Here is a 15,717-nt window from a genome sequence, read left to right as displayed (position 1 = left end):
GTAACAGGACGCCGGTTATTGTCAGCCGTGACTTTGGAACTTGGAAGCGGTGCGGATCACCGGCGGAACCTCACTGATCGAGGAAATGGTCATGACCGACTGCTGAAGCTCGCGCTGAAGCTCAATCAGGTTATACAGCCATTCATTCTGCTGCTTCAGATAGATGCTGTTAATGCCGGCAGTCAAGGCCGGAAGCACGTCAGTACGCAGGGAATTGCCGATCATCCAGGTGCGCTGGCGTTCAAACGGATGGGCGACCAGGATATTTTCAAGGGATTCAATATTTTTGTGCTGGCGGATAAAGATCCGGTCGTCAAAATAGACATCGAGCTTCATCTGCTCAATTTTGCGCTGCTGGATGGTATCATCCCCGCCGGTATACAGGTACAGATCGTGCCCGTCATGCTTCAGTGCATCCAGGGTCTCCACCATGCCGGGATAGGCTTCTACCTCCTGATCATACACACTGAGTCCCAGCTTCATCAGCTGCTGCTCATGGTAGGAATCAATTGGGCGGTTATATTTGGCGCAGAAAAAGCGGTAGGTGGCGATCAGCGATTTGGGGAAATTGTCGCTGGCAAGTCCGCTGGTGCTGACCGTTTCAACATCTATTTCTACCTGTTTGGTGCGGAATTCACCGGTTGTCGGGCCGTATTCCCCGAACCAGCCGGACATGAGCTCGAAATACTGCCCCAAAATGAGGTCAAAATATTTGTTGCAATGCACCAGGGTGTCGTCCAGATCAAAAATAACTTGTTGCGGCAAATATTTCATAACGCTCACTCCTAAACCTGTATGTTATTCAGCAATCACTGCTTGTGTACAGCTATTATAAACGAATATAGGACTCCAGGAACATCTGCAGATCGGAAGCGCCGTCCGGACGGACACTGTAACGCTCATTGCCTTCACCTTCACTGCCCAGATGAACGCGCAGCAGTCCGGCAACACGCAGCATCAGCAGATGATGCATCATAGTATCGCTGGTCTGGCCCAGTACAGATTGAAGCTCCCATAAGGTCTTGGGCTCATGGGCCGCATAACGCAGCAGCCTCAGCCGGGTAGGATCGGACAGCGCTTTGGTCAGGCGGAGCAGAACGGTCGGCGGTTCATCCTCGTTATCTGAAGGAACATCTACCGGGTACTGGATAATCATTAAAGTATTATAGAAGCAATACATATTAATCGGCCGGTTATGAATCGTAGGAATCAGTACCACGGTCTGCAGATCAGGAATATCCTCGATGACCACACCGCCTGAGGCATACTCAATCAGCGCTGCCGGGCCCATTTTGCTCTCCAGCATTTTTTTCTCGGAAGCATCCTCAATCAGAATCGGCAGGAGCTTCTGCTCGGTATGGCGGAAATATTGCTCGTACCAGAGCCGCAGAAGCGGCGGATAGTCCTGCTTGATCCGTGCACATTCTTCCATTGTGAAATCCGGGAACAGCGGCGCTGTCTGCTCAAAGCAATCTTCCAGTGACTGTGATTCCAGTTCTGAGAGGAATTGCAATACCTTCGAAGCCGGACGGCGGCGGTAAGCCCACACATACAGGACATCATAATCGGTGAACGGCCATTCGGCTGCCTGCCTAAGCATAGATACCTGCTGCGGAGGAATGCGGCCGTCAATATCACGAATCCAGTCTGGACCCATATCCAGGTTGGAGATCCATTTGCGCGTTACATATAACATAAAGCTGTCGATCAGTTCATAGACAGGCGAGACATCAATTTTGAGTTCATAAGTCATGAAGCTTGCACCCCCAGGAAATCGGTCACTTCTATATATTATCTCTTGTTATGAAGAGGGTTGTCCACTATAATGTTCCATGTTTGCCCTAAAGGGCAGGTTTTATCCGCTATTACCTGATAACCGTTCAAGGAGGATTCATCTGTGTCAGACCGGCTTTTAGCTACACGTTCAAACAGCAAGCTTAACTATTTCATTCTTATTACCGTTATCATTGCTGCAGGCCTGAGCCAGGGGCTGCTGCTGCCGGTGCTGTCTATCCTGCTGGAGCAAAAGGGGGTTTCCTCCTCGCTCAACGGCCTGAACGCCGCGGCACTCTATGTCGGATCGTTTGCTATGACCCTTGTTGCTGAGCGGGTCCTCGGCGCTATCGGCTTCAAAAAGCTGATTGCTGCCGGATTAAGCCTGGTCCTCGTTACGCTGCTGCTGTTCCCGCTGGTGCCGGGTGTTACCGCCTGGTTCGTACTGCGGCTGCTGGTCGGCATCGGTGATTCAGCCATTAATTATGCAGCCCAGCTATGGGTACTCCTTATGGCACCGGCAGAGCACCGGGGGCGTAACCTTTCGCTGTACGGAATGTCCTACGGCCTGGGATTCAGCCTGGGTCCGGCAGGAATCAGCCTGCTCCGCTTCGGCCAGGCGGCACCGTTTCTGATTCTGGCCGGCTTATTCCTGCTGGCTCTGCTACTTGTGTTATTCAAGCTCCCCAATTCCCGCCCGGACAAGGTAGAGCAGAACGAAGGTCAAGCCCGCCGGTTCGGCCGCAGCTACAGCCTGGCCTGGTATGCGCTCATTCCGGCACTGCTGTACGGGTATATGGAGGCGAGCCTGAACAGCAACTTCCCGGTTTACGGCCTTCGCTCAGGCTTCACCACTGACCAGATTGCCGCGCTCCTGCCGTTTGCAGGCATTGGCGGCCTGCTGCTCCAGCTGCCGCTCGGGCTGTGGAGCGACCGCCACGGACGCAAAAAAATCCTGATCTTTGCCGGAACATCCGGCGGGTTAGCCTTTATGCTGCTGCCGCTTGCCGGCAGCCATTTCATGCTGACACTGTTCGTGCTGCTGGTGGCGGGGGGCCTTGTAGGCTCGTTCTTTTCACTGGGCTTAAGCTATGCAGCGGATATTCTGCCGCGTAATCTGCTGCCCGCGGCTAATGTTGTTTCTTCTTTTCATTTCAGTATCGGCAGTATCATCGGTCCCGGCGTCGGAGGTCTGCTGCTGGAGTACGGCTGGGGCAGCGGTGTATTCGCGCTGCTGGGCGGCTTGTATATATTGTTTGGCTTGACCGGGTTAATATTCTCGCCAAGACAGCTGAAGTGAGTTAAGATAAGAACGGATGTACGCATGGCAATTGGTCCCGTTTTCAGAGTACACTATAGAGTAGAGACCAAAACAGGGAGAGGCTGAACTATGATTACAGTTGAACATCTAGCCAAAGCAGTCGGAGAAGATAAGCTGCCGGTTCTGCAGGATATCGGTTTTCAATTAGAGCCGGGGGAGCTCGTAGTGCTGGTGGGAGCCAGCGGAAGCGGCAAGTCCACACTGCTGCGCTGTCTGGCGCTGCGTGAGAAATGGGATAGAGGGAATTTCCGGGTAGACGGAACAGATATCATGAAAAGTCCGCTAGCCGGCAGACGCAAAATCCGCCGGGAATGGGCGTATCTGGAGCAGAATGCGGAGCTTAATCCGAACCGGACTGCACTGAAGAATGTACTGATCGGACAGTCCTCGCAGACGCCGCTATGGCGGATGGTGACAGGAATGGTCCGTCAGGATGATTATATGGGAGCAATGGACGAGCTGGATACACTTGGTCTGCTGGACAAAGCTAAGCTAAAGACAAACCAGCTAAGCGGGGGAGAGCGGCAGCGTGTTGCCATTGCGCGGGCGCTTGTGCATGGTGCGAAGGTTATCCTGGCCGATGAGCCGGTAACCGGACTAGACCCGCGGACAGCAGAGGGCGTTCTGGAGACACTGCGCAGGCTCTGCAAAGAAACGGGGCTGATCGTAATCACCGTACTTCCGCTGGAGCTGGCAGAACGTTATGCAACCAGGCTGTGGGTACTGGAGAACGGCAGAATTAAGCATGATGTGCGGGGACGCCGCCTGACCTCCCAGGAGCGCATCAATCTGTAGCTGAGATGAGCATGAAACAAGGAAAGAGTGATGAAGCTTGAATCTATGTGTTGCTAGACGTCTGGCGGCGGCTGTTCTGTCATTGTCCTTACTGTCGGGCTGTACCTTCATCAGCGATCCTGTTTCAAAGATGAAGGCGCCTGAGTTGACCGCCGATAAGGCTTCCCTGATGACAGCGATAAAGTCGCAGATGCCGGCCAGCGCTACGCTAATCCGGCCGGCCGGGGAAGATGATAGCTCGATTTTTACAGAGGATCTGGATAAGGACGGCACATTGGAGACGCTGGTGTTCTATTTAACCGAGAATGAATCGGTTCTGATTCACGGCATGATCCTGGAGAAGACAGAGGACGGCTGGGTGAAGAAGCTTGATTTTGACGGTGACGGCAATCAGCTGGAGTCGGTTGAGTTGAGAGATGTGACCGGTGACGGGAAGCTGGATATCATTGCCGGCTATTCGCGCGGCGTGGAGAAGGGAATGGTCGTCTATACGTATTCCGGCGGTGAGCTGGAGGAGGTGCTGTCACAGCCTTATACCAGATTTATGATAGATGATCTGAACGAGGATGATATTGCCGACATTACGGTGGTCTATTTCAAACGCAATGAGCTGAACAAAATAACAACCTACCAGTTTGACGACGGCTTCAAGGTACTGGACCAGCTCGATGACCTTGACCCTTATTTTAATAATTATTACAATATTGTCTCAGGTAAAGTGGCAGAGCACAAAGAAGGTATTGTACTGGATGCGGCGGTGGATTCACGGTCGGCTTATACCACTGTGGTTGTGATGGAGAACAATAAGCTTCGGGTAGTTATTCCGGGCGATGCCAAGACCTTTAAGGACCGCAAGATTGTCAGTGAGGACATCGACGGCGACGGCATTATTGAGATCGGGATGCTTGAACCGCCGGGAGGCTGGGAATATTTTGACCCGGAAGCCATTCCTTACTTTACTTCTTATTATAAATGGGACGGCAAGGACGGCCTCAGCTTTACAGCCCAGAAGTACCGCGATCCGTCGGACCGCTTCGTGATTGATTTTCTGCCGGAGTGGCACGGCAAGATTACGGTGGACACCAAATCCGTACAGGATAAGTCACTGAAGTTTATCATGTCGGACACGGGCGAGACGGTCGTAGAGGTAACGTTCTTTACACAGCAGGAATGGGACCGTGTCAAGAGCAGCGGCTGGAAGGTGCTCAGCAGGGACATGGACAAAATTATCGGCTACCGGGGTGAACTGGTACAGAGCACGGGCGGGAGCGACAGCGATAAAATAACCGCTCCAATGGAAAGGAAGGGAATCGATGAGTAAAGTACTGATACTGGAGGATGAAGAATCCATCCGCAGTTTTATTGTAATCAACCTGAAACGTAACGGCTTCGAGGTGCTGGAGGCAGCTGACGGTAATGAGGCGCTGCACAAGCTGACCACCGTGCCTGATATTGATATTGCATTGCTGGATGTGATGGTTCCGGGAATCGACGGCTTTGAGGTCTGCCGGCGCATCCGTGAGACCAATGAGCGTCTCGGGATTATTTTTCTGACTGCCAAGGTGCAGGAGCAGGATAAGGTCTATGCGCTTTCTGTAGGAGCTGATGATCATGTCAGCAAGCCGTTCAGCCCTACCGAGCTGATTGCGCGCATTCAATCGCTGCTGCGCCGGGTGAATGTCCACCGGGAGCAGTCGGCCAAGGTGTCCTTTCACTCGGGTCCGTTTACGCTGGATCTGATCTCCAAGCAGTTCAAACGCAGCGGGGAAGCCATTGAGCTGACGCCGACAGAATTTTCTCTGGTGCAGTTTTTCCTTGAGAAAGAGAATACTCCGCTCAGCCGCGACTCCCTGCTTGATCATGTCTGGGGCAAGGAGTATATGGGCGATCCGAAGATCGTCGATGTGAATATCCGCCGGCTGCGCCAAAAAATTGAAAACAACCCGTCTGAGCCCGAATATCTGCAGACTGTATGGGGGCACGGCTACAAATGGAAAGGTCAGGTACAATGATCAAGAAGGGGATGCGCAGACAGATCGTACTGCATTATATTTTAGTAGTCTTTGTGGCGCTTCTCCTTGTAGAGGTAATCTTTCTGCTGGCGATCCGGACGTATTATTATGACAGTGTATACAGTAAAATTACGACCAATATCGTCACAGCTGAAGGCTTCGTGAAATTCAAGTTTTCAGGTGAACGGTCGCCCAACCAGATGCAGCAGGTGCTTGAGCTTTTCGGATTGGAATATACAGAGCTTGAGGTGCTGTCCACCAGCGGAGATATTCTGGCCAGCTCAACTGGCTTTCAGCCTGACCGGACAATCACGACGAGTGATGTTCCGGAGGCTGTCGGCGGCAGCATCGGCAAATGGGTAGGCAGGCAGGCTGGAACGAATGAGAGCGTTATGGCAGTGTCCAAGCTGATTCAGGTGAACACCCGTGACAAGTATGTAATCCGTTATCTCACCTCCATGGAGCGGATAGACAAGGACCTGCTTAACCTTACCCTCGTATCCATCGGTATCGGTGCAGCTGTTATGGTGATCGTTGTCCTGTTCAGCTTCGGTCTGGCGAACTCGATCGTCAAGCCGCTGAACAATATTACTGCGGTCTCAGCGCAGATGGCGAAGGGCAGGTTCAACGCACGGATCAAGGGAGATTACAAATATGAAATCGGCGATCTGGCGACTACGCTCAATTACATGGCAGATGAGATCATCCGCAGCAATCAGATCAAGGATGACTTTATTTCCTCTATCTCCCACGAGCTGCGGACTCCGCTGACCAGCATCAAAGGCTGGAGCGAGACGCTGATTTCAGGCGGATACGATCCGGAGGAGACGAAGCTTGGCATGGGGATCATCTCCAAGGAAAGTGACCGTCTGATCGGGCTGGTGGAGGAAATCCTGGATTTCTCCAAGCTGCAGCAGAATGAAATGAAGCTGTCCATTGTATTGACAGACATCAGAGTAGTGCTGCAGGAGACAATTCTGAACATTTGGGCCAAGGCAGAGAAGAAGCGGATTCACCTGGTGCTGGAATGTGAGGATTCCGTCTACATCAAGGGTGATCCGAACCGGCTCAAGCAGGTGTTCCTTAATCTTGTGGACAATGCCGTCAAATTCTCTCCGGAGGATTCCAGCATCGTCCTGTCCGCACAGCGTTTATCGGGATCAGAGATGGCTGTTATCGTCAGAGACAGCGGGATCGGCATCAGCGAAGCCCATCTCTCCAGAGTGCGGGACCGTTTCTTCCAGGTGGATGCCTTGAACGGCGGAACCGGTCTGGGGCTGGCAATTTCCCAGCAGATTGTTGAACTGCATCAAGGTAAGCTGGAGATGGACAGCGAGCTCGGTAAAGGCACACAGGTAACGGTAATTCTGCCGCTGACCGATGAGCGTCCGCCGGCCCCTGAGCAGCCGCAGCCGCATAGCGTAGATGATTACGAATTATAGGATGCAGGCAGCAAATATTAATGAAAGCATTTAAAGAGGGCAGCAACAGGGTCTGGATGACCCTTATTGCTGCCCTTTTATATTACCGGGTGTATGATGGACAATGAGGCTTAAGAGGGAAGACCTTCAGCACGCAGTCTGCCGGTTTTCTCATAAACTTCCTGCAGCAGGCGTGAAGGCTGGGTCCGGATAACCGGCTTAGCAGCCACAATCTCATTAGGGCCGACCACAACAATATTGTCAGGGCTGCCTTTGATGACAGCTCCATCCTTAATGACAGCTCCTTCACCGATAATGGCATTCTCAATCAGGACACCGCGCCCGATATGTACACCCGGCATTACAATGCTGTGATGGACTCTGCTGAGCTTGCCGATTTCTACGCCTCCAAAGATTACTGAACGCTGCAGGCTGCCTTCGAGCAGGCAGGTCTCATTAACCAGGCAGTCATCAGAATGTGCAGGAATACGTGATTTTACAGCCGAAGGCTTATTCCGGCGTGCCCGGCTGTACATCGGCCACTGAGCGTTATCCAGTTTGAAGCCGTTGTCTGCCTGCAGCAGATCCATGTGCGCTTCCCAGAGGCTGTCAACCGTACCTACATCTCTCCAGTAGCCCTGGAAGCGGTACGCGAACAGATCGTCATTGTTGCCGAGCATCGCCGGGATCACATCCTTGCCGAAATCATGGCTGGAGGAAGGGGCTGCCGCATCACGCAGCAAATGGTCCTTCAGGTAAGCCCATTCGAACAGATAGATACCCATCGACGCCAGATTGCTCTCAGGCACTTTAGGTTTTTCGGCGAACTCAGAAATTTTCAGTTCGTCGTTAACATTCATCACGCCAAAACGGCTCGCCTCATCCCAAGGCACCTCCATGACCGAAATCGTCGCCTTGGCGGATTTGCTGATATGATAATCCAGCATTTTGCGGTAATCCATATGGTAGATATGATCGGCAGAGAGGATCAGCACATGCTCCGGATTTTGGCTGTCAATAAAATCGATGTTCTTATAGATGGCATCTGCTGTTCCGGTATAAGTGTCGCGTCCGTCCACACCGGATGGCAGCAGTCTGACACCCTGATCAGGTTTAGTGTGCAGCCCCCATGGCTCCCCTGAACCAATATGCTGATGCAAAGAGTTAGCTTCATACTGCGTCAGTACACCTACAGTATCAATACTTGAATTTACACAGTTGCTGAGGGGAAAGTCAATGATTCTATACTGTCCTCCGAAAGGGACTGCAGGTTTAGCCATCGTGGTGGTTAAGGGGGCCAGTCTGCGGCCTTCCCCGCCAGCCAGCAGCATGGCGACACATTCTTTTTTACTCATTTGTTATCCCTCCCATTTTTTTGTCAATGCTTGTAATATAAACTGCCAACAAGCGCTTGAAACGACATAAGTGAAATATATTGATGTCCTGCTGTAAAAATTACAATTTTATTTTCTTAGTTCAGAAAAAACCTATTTTTTCCTTAAAACACATTTTCAAATGCCGGACATTCGGGTAATGTTATAGGTGCATCTTATATAAAAAAGGTGGTGATGATTTGCCTGACATACCAAAAACAGTAAACCTCCCGTCAACTGAAGATATTTATCTGTTCCATGAGGGCACAAATTACCGCAGCTATACGATGCTGGGCGCGCACATTGCCGCTGAAGACGGGATGAAGGGCGTACGCTTTACCGTGTGGGCTCCTCATGCGACATATGTAGGACTGGCTGGTAATCATAATGCCTGGGACGGAACACTAGAAGAGGACTCGTTAATTAAGATACCCGATTCGGGATTTTGGAGTCGTTTTTTTCCGGGAATGGAGCCGGGAACTTTTTACAAATACAGGATTATCGCGGCTGACGGCGAAAGCTTCCTAAAGGCAGATCCCTATGCCTTTAAATCCGAAGTAAGGCCGGCTACAGCGTCGGTGGTTACGGATCTTAGCGGCTACCAGTGGGGAGACAGCCAGTGGAGACGCAGGAACAAAGCTCCGTATAACGGACCGATGAACATTTATGAAATGCATTTCGGCACCTGGAAGCAGAAGGAAGACGGCGAATTCTACACGTATAAGGAAATGGCTGATCTGCTGATCCCCTATTTAGTGGAGATGAGCTATACGCATGTTGAATTTATGCCGCTTGCCGAGCATCCTTATGATTTGTCCTGGGGTTATCAGGGGACGGGCTATTTTGCCGCCACCAGCCGCTACGGTGAACCGCAGGAGCTGATGTACCTGATTGACCAGCTGCACCAAGCCGGCATCAGCGTCATTCTGGACTGGGTACCGGCGCATTTTGCCAAGGATGCACACGGGCTAAGGATGTTTGACGGCTCGCCGCTGTATGAATATGCCGATCCGCTGCTGGCCGAAAAGCCCGGCTGGGGCACGTTGTCCTTTGATTTCAGCAAACCGGAAATTTTCTCCTTCCTTATCTCTAATGCGCTCTTCTGGTACGACGTATACCACATTGACGGTATGAGAGTGGATGCGGTAACCAGCATGCTGCGTCTTGATTTCGAGAAGCAGAGCCACCAGTACAGACGCAACGTTAACGGAGGGCTGGAGAATCTGGAGGCGATCCGGTTTATTCAGCAGCTGAACAAGACGATTTTTCATTACTATCCAAAAGCACTGATGATGGCGGAGGAATCCAGCGCCTGGCCTGGAGTTACTGCTCCGGCGCACGAAGGCGGGCTGGGATTCAACTATAAATGGAATATGGGCTGGATGAATGACACCTTAGGTTACATAGAACATGATTTCGGGGTACGTCCCTATCATCATAATTTGTTGACCTTTCCGATTGCCTATGCCTATGCTGAGAACTACACGCTGCCTTTATCCCACGACGAGGTTGTACACGGCAAAAAATCGCTGCTGGACAAAATGCCAGGCACCTACGAGCAGAAGTTCGCAGGCCTGCGGCTGCTGCTGGGCTATCAGATCTCCCATCCCGGCAAAAAGCTGCTGTTCATGGGCGGTGAATTCGGGCAGTTTATCGAGTGGAAGGATCAGGATCAGCTGGACTGGCTGCTGCTGGATTACGAGGCTCACCGCCGGATGCTGGCCTATACAGCTGGGCTTAACAAGCTCTATGTAACCGAAAAAGCACTGTGGGAGCTGGACCATGACATGGAGGGCTACCAGTGGATTTATGCGGACGATAACGACCAGGGCGTGCTTTCATATATCCGCAGAGGCAAAAAGCCGGTGGATACGCTGGTTGTTATTGCTAATTTTCAGCCGGTGGAACGGAAAAATTATCGGATAGGCGTTCCGCGTCCTGGCACTTATGAAGAGATTTTTAGCTCGGAGACGGCTGACTTCGGCGGTTCAGGTTATCATAACGGTCCGCTGAAGAGCTCGAAGAAGGAATGGCATAACCAGGTGAACAGCCTGGAGCTGACGATTCCGCCGTTAAGCTTTTTGGTGTTAAAGAAGGCCGGACGCAAGCCCAAAGCCGTGTTGGAATAGAAAATCCGTACATTTTAAAGGGGGAAATCTGCATGAAATGTTTATTTGCTGCCGCTGAAGCCCATCCGTTTGTCAAAACGGGAGGCCTGGCTGATGTCATTGGAGCTTTGCCCAAAGCGCTGAAAGGTGCGGGAGTGGATGTACGGGTGATTTTGCCCAAATATAAAGGAATTCCGGAAGCATACACAGCTCAGATGGAGCATGTGGCCGTAGTGGACGTGCCGGTTGGCTGGCGCAGCCAGTATTGCGGGATTGAACGCATAATATTCGAAGGGATCCCGGTCTATTTTATCGACAATGAGTATTATTTCGGCAGGGACGGTATTTACGGGTATATGGATGACGGCGAACGCTTTGCTTTCTATAACCGGGCTGTGCTGGAATGCCTGCCGGCCATTGATTTTCAGCCGGATGTGCTGCACTGCCATGACTGGCATGCGGCGGTTATTCCAATGCTGCTGAAGGCACATTACCGTCACCTGGAATTCTATAGCGGAATGCGTACTGTTTTCACCATTCATAACCTGCTGTACCAGGGAGTGTTTCCGTATTCTGTGCTCGGGGAACTGCTCGGCCTCGATCACAGCTATTACGACAGTGTTGAATACTACGGTAACATCAACTATATGAAGGCCGGGATTGTGCACAGTGATCATGTCACTACTGTCAGTCCGACCTATGCCGAGGAAATCCGCACACAGTATTACGGCTATGGGCTGGACGGGCTGCTGAACCACCGGGCTGAGAGTCTGAGCGGGATCGTTAACGGAATTGATACTAAGAGCTATAACCCTAATACGGACAATAAAATTTTTACGAAATACCGTTCGAATCTGGCTAAAAAAGCGGAAAATAAGCTCGGTCTGCAGCAGGAGCTGGGCTTGCCGGTCGCACCTTACATCCCTATGGTAGCAATGGTTACCCGTCTGGTGGACTCCAAAGGCCTGGATTTGCTGACCCGGGTGCTTGACGAAATCCTGTACTACGACGATATTCAGTTCGTTCTGCTGGGCACAGGGGATGAAACGTATGAGCGCTGGTTCCGGGAAGCGGCATGGCGTTATCCGACCAAGCTGTCCTCGCAAATTCTGTTCAATGATGCATTATCCCGTAAAATATATGCGGCCAGCGACATCTTCCTGATGCCGTCCAAATTCGAGCCGTGCGGCATCAGCCAGCTGCTGGCGTTGCGTTACGGCAGTATTCCGGTTGTGCGCGAGACTGGCGGGCTGAACGATACCGTCCAGTCCTATATTGAAGAGACGGGGCAGGGGAACGGCTTCACCTTTAAGGATTATAATGCCCATGATATGATGTTCACCCTCCGCCGGGCCGTTTCACTCTATCACAAGCCGGAGCACTGGAAAAAGGTTACTAAGAACGCCTTCGCCGGAGATTACAGCTGGAATGTATCCGCGCAGCAGTACATTGATATTTACAATAAAATAAGTGAATAATAGCTGACCGTTCATTCTTTGTCCGGTTGTGCACCCCAAAACACTCCGTAAAGCGTGCAGCTTTGCGGAGTGTTTTGGTTTTTGAGTAAGGAGTTGAAGCATCTGGATTAAAGTAGAAGGGTGATAGAGGTAGTGAAGGGGAAGTTGATGGAGGGATTAAAATGGAAAGTCCTTTATAGGCGGTTGTCTTAGTGTTAATTGGGTGTGATAAAGGGGATAAATCCCGTTAATGACGATAATTACAGGGTGAATCGGGTGATTAAGCGGAAAAATCCCATTAATGGCGGCGATTTGAGGAGGGGATAAGCACATTAATGGGAAAAGTCCCTTTATTGTTAGCATCCCTTATGATCGACGGGCGAATCAAGGGCAAAAATGCCCTCGATTTCAGCCTGAACAGTGAATAGCCGAAATGAGAGGCATTTTTGCCTTTAAATATCTAGCCCAAGCGGGTAACCAACATTAGCCAGTAACCAACCGCCACCAGCCCGCTCCAACCCACCATCAGCCTGTAACCAACCACCAGCCCGCCTCAACCCAACATTAGCCAGTAACCAACCGCCACCAGCCCGCTCCAACCCACCATCAGCCTGTAACCAACCACCAGCCCGCCTCAACCCAACATTAGCCAGTAACCAACCGCCACCAGCCCGCTCCAACCCACCATCAGCCTGTAACCAACCACCAGCCCGCCTCAACCCAACATTAGCCAGTAACCAACCGCCACCAGCCCGCTCCAATCCATCCATCAGCCTGTCAACACACACACCCGCCCACCCGGCGCTGTACATCATCACCACTAACCACCTAACTCGTCACCCTCCGCAAAATAAAAAAGTAGCCCAGCTCCTGCTGGTTTTTAAAATCCATCACGCCCAGCAGCGTGTCTTCATCTATCCGCCGAAAATGGTCAATGATCGCCTTCTGGTCATAGACCATGGAGGCACTGATCCTACCGCGGTATTCAATCATCCGCAGCCGGGCTTTACTGGAACGGGTTCGGATGAATGGTGAGACCAAAGCGAAGAGCGGCCTGACTATCCGCTGCGGGATAAGCTGAAAGGGAAGGCTAAGCGGAATGAACCCGGGATCTGCGGTAAACCGCCTGCCGTTTTTCTTTTCGAAAATTAGCGGGTGGACCGTCTCGGCATCCTGGAATTCTTTACCGTACCAGCCCGTCAAACCAAGAAGACCATCCATGGGATGTCCTGAGGTTAGCTCACTACCGCGCCAATTGCCCCATAACCGCTCCATTTCTACAGGCTCCAGCTGATCAAACCAGCTGAATGCTTCCTCCTGGGTCAGCTGGCCTTTTTGTATGAATAGCTCATGTAAATCGTTTGCACTAATAGGTGACACAGCTGCTCCCCCCGATGAAATAATACTAAGGTAAATGAATTATATTTTAGACTGTATACTGCTCCAGATTCCTTTTCAGGATGCGGTATCCGTACGGATCAAGCGAGATATTCATCATTCCATTATCCGGGATAACCTGCTCGCCGGTCAGCGCATCCTGCCAGTCGTCGGTCTCCATCGGATGGCTGAGTATGCGGGGGACAGGAGAATTGTTCATCCAGACTGTAAAATGAATAAGCTCATCGGCCCGTTCATACACAATGCAGGGATCGTTCTCGCAGGCCTGAAGGATGCGGAAACGTCCCTCACGCAGCGCTTTGTGCTGCTTACGCAGCGCAATCATCATCCGGTAAAAATCATACAGCTCCCGGTCCTGTTTCTCCACATCCCATTCCATACATTTACGGCAGTCAGGGTCTTCATGGCCGGTTAAGCCGATCTCGTCACCGTAATAAATGCAGGGTGTCCCCATGAATGTAAAAAGAAACACAACCGCGAGCTTGAGCCGCCGTTTATCTTCACCGACTACCGTCAGAAGGCGGGGCGTGTCATGGCTGCCAAGCAGATTGAACACAACCTCGTTCGTCTGCTGCGGGTACCGCATAAGGAGGCTGCCGATCCGGTGACCGAAGGTAATTCCGTCCATGCCCCCGTTGAAGAATTCCAGCACGGTACCGGAAAAAGGATAATTCATAACGGAGTCGAACTGGTCGCCCAGCAGCCAGGTGAGGGAGTCGCTCCATACCTCGCCTACGATGTAGGCATCCGGATTGGCAGCCTTTACGACCTTGCGGAAATCGCGCCAGAAATGATGATCCACCTCATTCGCCACGTCCAGCCGCCAGCCGTCCACCTTAATCTCCTTAATCCAGTATTCAGCTACTTCAAGCAGATAGTTTTTGACTTCGCGGTTTGCGGTATTGAACTTAGGCATATTGCCAAAAAAGCCGAAAGTGTCATACGACGGAATACCGTCGACAATTTCAGCAGGGAAGCTGTTCATATGGAACCAGTCTTTGTAAACAGAGTACTCTCCTTTTTCCAGAACGTCCTGGAACGGCGGAAACTGGTCACTGCAATGGTTGAACACAGCGTCGAGCATCACACGGATACCGCGGCTGTGGCACTCTTCAACGACCCGCTTCAGCAGCTCATTGTCGCCGAAATGCGGATCAACTTTTTTATAATCGACAATGTCATATTTATGGTTGGAGGGGGAGACGAACAGCGGCGTGAAATAAACGGCATTTATACCGAGCTCGTGCAGATCATCCAGATGGTCCAGCACACCCTGCAGGTCCCCGCCAAAAAAATTGTGGTACGCCGGCTTGCCGCCCCAGATCTCCGTTCTTTCCGGATCGTTGGAGGCATCACCATTTGCGAAACGCTCCGTCATAATCTGATAGAATACAGCGTCCTTGGCCCATTTGGGCACCTGGAACAGGTCAATCTGATGAATATAAGGAAACTCATAGAAATGGGCCGGCGGATGCGGACATTCGGAACGGATGCTGTTGTCCAGCAGGTACACATTATCCGTCCCTTTGCTGACACGAAAGGTGTAGCTGAGGCGCTTGTATTTGGGCCTGACGGCGCACTCCCAATAATCGAATTTATCGTCCGAAGCTGCTTTGTCCATCATAATTTCGTAACAAGTATGCTCCCAGTCATATTTGTCCCCGGTAAGGGCTGTAACACAGTCCACATCGTCCCTTTTGGTGCGTACACGCAGATGTATAGTCTTTGCATCGTAAGCATAGGCCCATTTATCGCGGGGCACATGGTACATAGCTTCCAAAAGCATGAAAGCACCTCCTAAAAGTTTTGTGAGCATGGCTACCTGAGATACGTCGTACAAAACTGTCTTCGGAAGCATGGGCTTAGTTTTGTGAGCATGGCTACCTGAGATACGTCGTACAAAACTGTCTTCGGAAGCATGCGGTTATCGGTGAACTGGCTTCGCAAACTTCAGGTAAATATTACCACGTGCAGTCCGGCTGTGAACCAGCCCGGTTAATTTGTCAGCTGCTGGAGATAGTAGTAGTATACCCCTCTTTTCCTGGAATGTGCAAAAGCG

The 15,717-nt window shown here is 51.4% G+C and carries 12 protein-coding genes; 7 read left to right on the top strand and 5 right to left on the bottom strand.

Translation table 11 applies throughout. From position 1 onward, the window contains the following. Positions 1 to 21: 21 nt before the first annotated feature. Together R70331_RS16405 and R70331_RS16400 are read right to left on the bottom strand one after the other, a co-directional pair. Entirely contained in the window at positions 22 to 774 is a 753-nt protein-coding gene (locus tag R70331_RS16405) for an HAD family hydrolase (RefSeq protein WP_042177281.1), read from the bottom strand. Positions 775 to 829: 55 nt separating this feature from the next. Further along, positions 830 to 1,753, bottom strand: coding sequence for an ArsR/SmtB family transcription factor (locus tag R70331_RS16400; protein ID WP_042177280.1), 924 nt, complete (start codon positions 1,751 to 1,753; stop codon positions 830 to 832). Positions 1,754 to 1,897: 144 nt separating this feature from the next. Here R70331_RS16400 and R70331_RS16395 point away from each other — a divergent pair, with 144 nt between their 5' ends. The 5 genes from R70331_RS16395 to R70331_RS16375 all read left to right on the top strand — a co-directional run bounded on the left by R70331_RS16395 (position 1,898) and on the right by R70331_RS16375 (position 7,343). Further along, the gene (locus R70331_RS16395; RefSeq protein WP_042177279.1) at positions 1,898 to 3,073 is read left to right on the top strand and encodes an MFS transporter; all 1,176 of its coding nucleotides are present in this window, start codon (positions 1,898 to 1,900) and stop codon (positions 3,071 to 3,073) included. Positions 3,074 to 3,163: 90 nt separating this feature from the next. Continuing rightward, positions 3,164 to 3,889, top strand: coding sequence for a phosphonate ABC transporter ATP-binding protein (locus tag R70331_RS16390; RefSeq protein WP_042177278.1), 726 nt, complete (start codon positions 3,164 to 3,166; stop codon positions 3,887 to 3,889). Positions 3,890 to 3,926: 37 nt separating this feature from the next. Continuing rightward, complete coding sequence (locus R70331_RS16385; protein WP_042177277.1) at positions 3,927 to 5,210, top strand: hypothetical protein; 1,284 nt, start codon at positions 3,927 to 3,929, stop codon at positions 5,208 to 5,210. Continuing rightward, positions 5,203 to 5,901: a response regulator transcription factor gene (locus R70331_RS16380; RefSeq protein WP_042177275.1), complete on the top strand. Its 699-nt coding sequence runs from the start codon at positions 5,203 to 5,205 to the stop codon at positions 5,899 to 5,901. The genes R70331_RS16385 and R70331_RS16380 overlap by 8 nt, the downstream gene beginning before the upstream one ends. Next, on the top strand, positions 5,898 to 7,343 hold the full coding sequence (locus tag R70331_RS16375) for a sensor histidine kinase (RefSeq protein WP_042177274.1): 1,446 nt from the start codon (positions 5,898 to 5,900) through the stop codon (positions 7,341 to 7,343). Before R70331_RS16380 ends, R70331_RS16375 begins: the two co-directional genes overlap by 4 nt. 110 nt (positions 7,344 to 7,453) lie before the next feature. Here the strand turns inward: R70331_RS16375 and R70331_RS16370 are convergent, their stop codons facing one another. Then, complete coding sequence (locus R70331_RS16370; RefSeq protein WP_042177272.1) at positions 7,454 to 8,677, bottom strand: glucose-1-phosphate adenylyltransferase; 1,224 nt, start codon at positions 8,675 to 8,677, stop codon at positions 7,454 to 7,456. A gap of 218 nt (positions 8,678 to 8,895) precedes the next feature. On the opposite strand from R70331_RS16370, the gene glgB reads away from it, so the two are divergent. After that, entirely contained in the window at positions 8,896 to 10,824 is a 1,929-nt protein-coding gene (gene glgB, locus R70331_RS16365; RefSeq protein WP_042177271.1) for a 1,4-alpha-glucan branching protein GlgB, read from the top strand. Positions 10,825 to 10,856: 32 nt separating this feature from the next. Then, positions 10,857 to 12,281, top strand: a complete 1,425-nt coding sequence (gene glgA / locus R70331_RS16360; RefSeq protein ID WP_042177269.1) for a glycogen synthase GlgA — start codon at positions 10,857 to 10,859, stop codon at positions 12,279 to 12,281. An 807-nt stretch (positions 12,282 to 13,088) separates the two neighbouring features. On the opposite strand, the gene R70331_RS16350 is transcribed toward glgA, so the two are convergent. Both R70331_RS16350 and R70331_RS16345 read right to left on the bottom strand, forming a co-directional pair. Then, complete coding sequence (locus R70331_RS16350) at positions 13,089 to 13,640, bottom strand: DUF4334 domain-containing protein (RefSeq protein WP_231576302.1); 552 nt, start codon at positions 13,638 to 13,640, stop codon at positions 13,089 to 13,091. Between the two features lie 46 nt (positions 13,641 to 13,686). Continuing rightward, the gene (locus R70331_RS16345; RefSeq protein ID WP_042177266.1) at positions 13,687 to 15,444 is read right to left on the bottom strand and encodes an alpha-glycosidase; all 1,758 of its coding nucleotides are present in this window, start codon (positions 15,442 to 15,444) and stop codon (positions 13,687 to 13,689) included. Positions 15,445 to 15,717 lie beyond the last annotated feature (273 nt).

Origin of the sequence: Paenibacillus sp. FSL R7-0331 (genome assembly GCF_000758645.1) — a bacterium.
Classification (GTDB): Bacteria; Bacillota; Bacilli; order Paenibacillales; family Paenibacillaceae; genus Paenibacillus_AQ; species Paenibacillus_AQ camerounensis.
This window is presented reverse-complemented; position numbering and strand designations above follow the sequence as displayed.

What these genes read in the sequence shown, in the direction of transcription:
- R70331_RS16405 (WP_042177281.1), bottom strand. Translation starts at nt 774, where the DNA reads ATGAAATATTTGCCGCAACAAGTTATTTTTGATCTGGACGACACCCTG.
- R70331_RS16400 (WP_042177280.1), bottom strand. Translation starts at nt 1,753, where the DNA reads ATGACTTATGAACTCAAAATTGATGTCTCGCCTGTCTATGAACTGATC.
- R70331_RS16390 (WP_042177278.1), top strand. Translation starts at nt 3,164, where the DNA reads ATGATTACAGTTGAACATCTAGCCAAAGCAGTCGGAGAAGATAAGCTG.
- R70331_RS16380 (WP_042177275.1), top strand. Translation starts at nt 5,203, where the DNA reads ATGAGTAAAGTACTGATACTGGAGGATGAAGAATCCATCCGCAGTTTT.
- R70331_RS16375 (WP_042177274.1), top strand. Translation starts at nt 5,898, where the DNA reads ATGATCAAGAAGGGGATGCGCAGACAGATCGTACTGCATTATATTTTA.
- R70331_RS16370 (WP_042177272.1), bottom strand. Translation starts at nt 8,677, where the DNA reads ATGAGTAAAAAAGAATGTGTCGCCATGCTGCTGGCTGGCGGGGAAGGC.
- glgA (WP_042177269.1), top strand. Translation starts at nt 10,857, where the DNA reads ATGAAATGTTTATTTGCTGCCGCTGAAGCCCATCCGTTTGTCAAAACG.
- R70331_RS16345 (WP_042177266.1), bottom strand. Translation starts at nt 15,444, where the DNA reads ATGCTTTTGGAAGCTATGTACCATGTGCCCCGCGATAAATGGGCCTAT.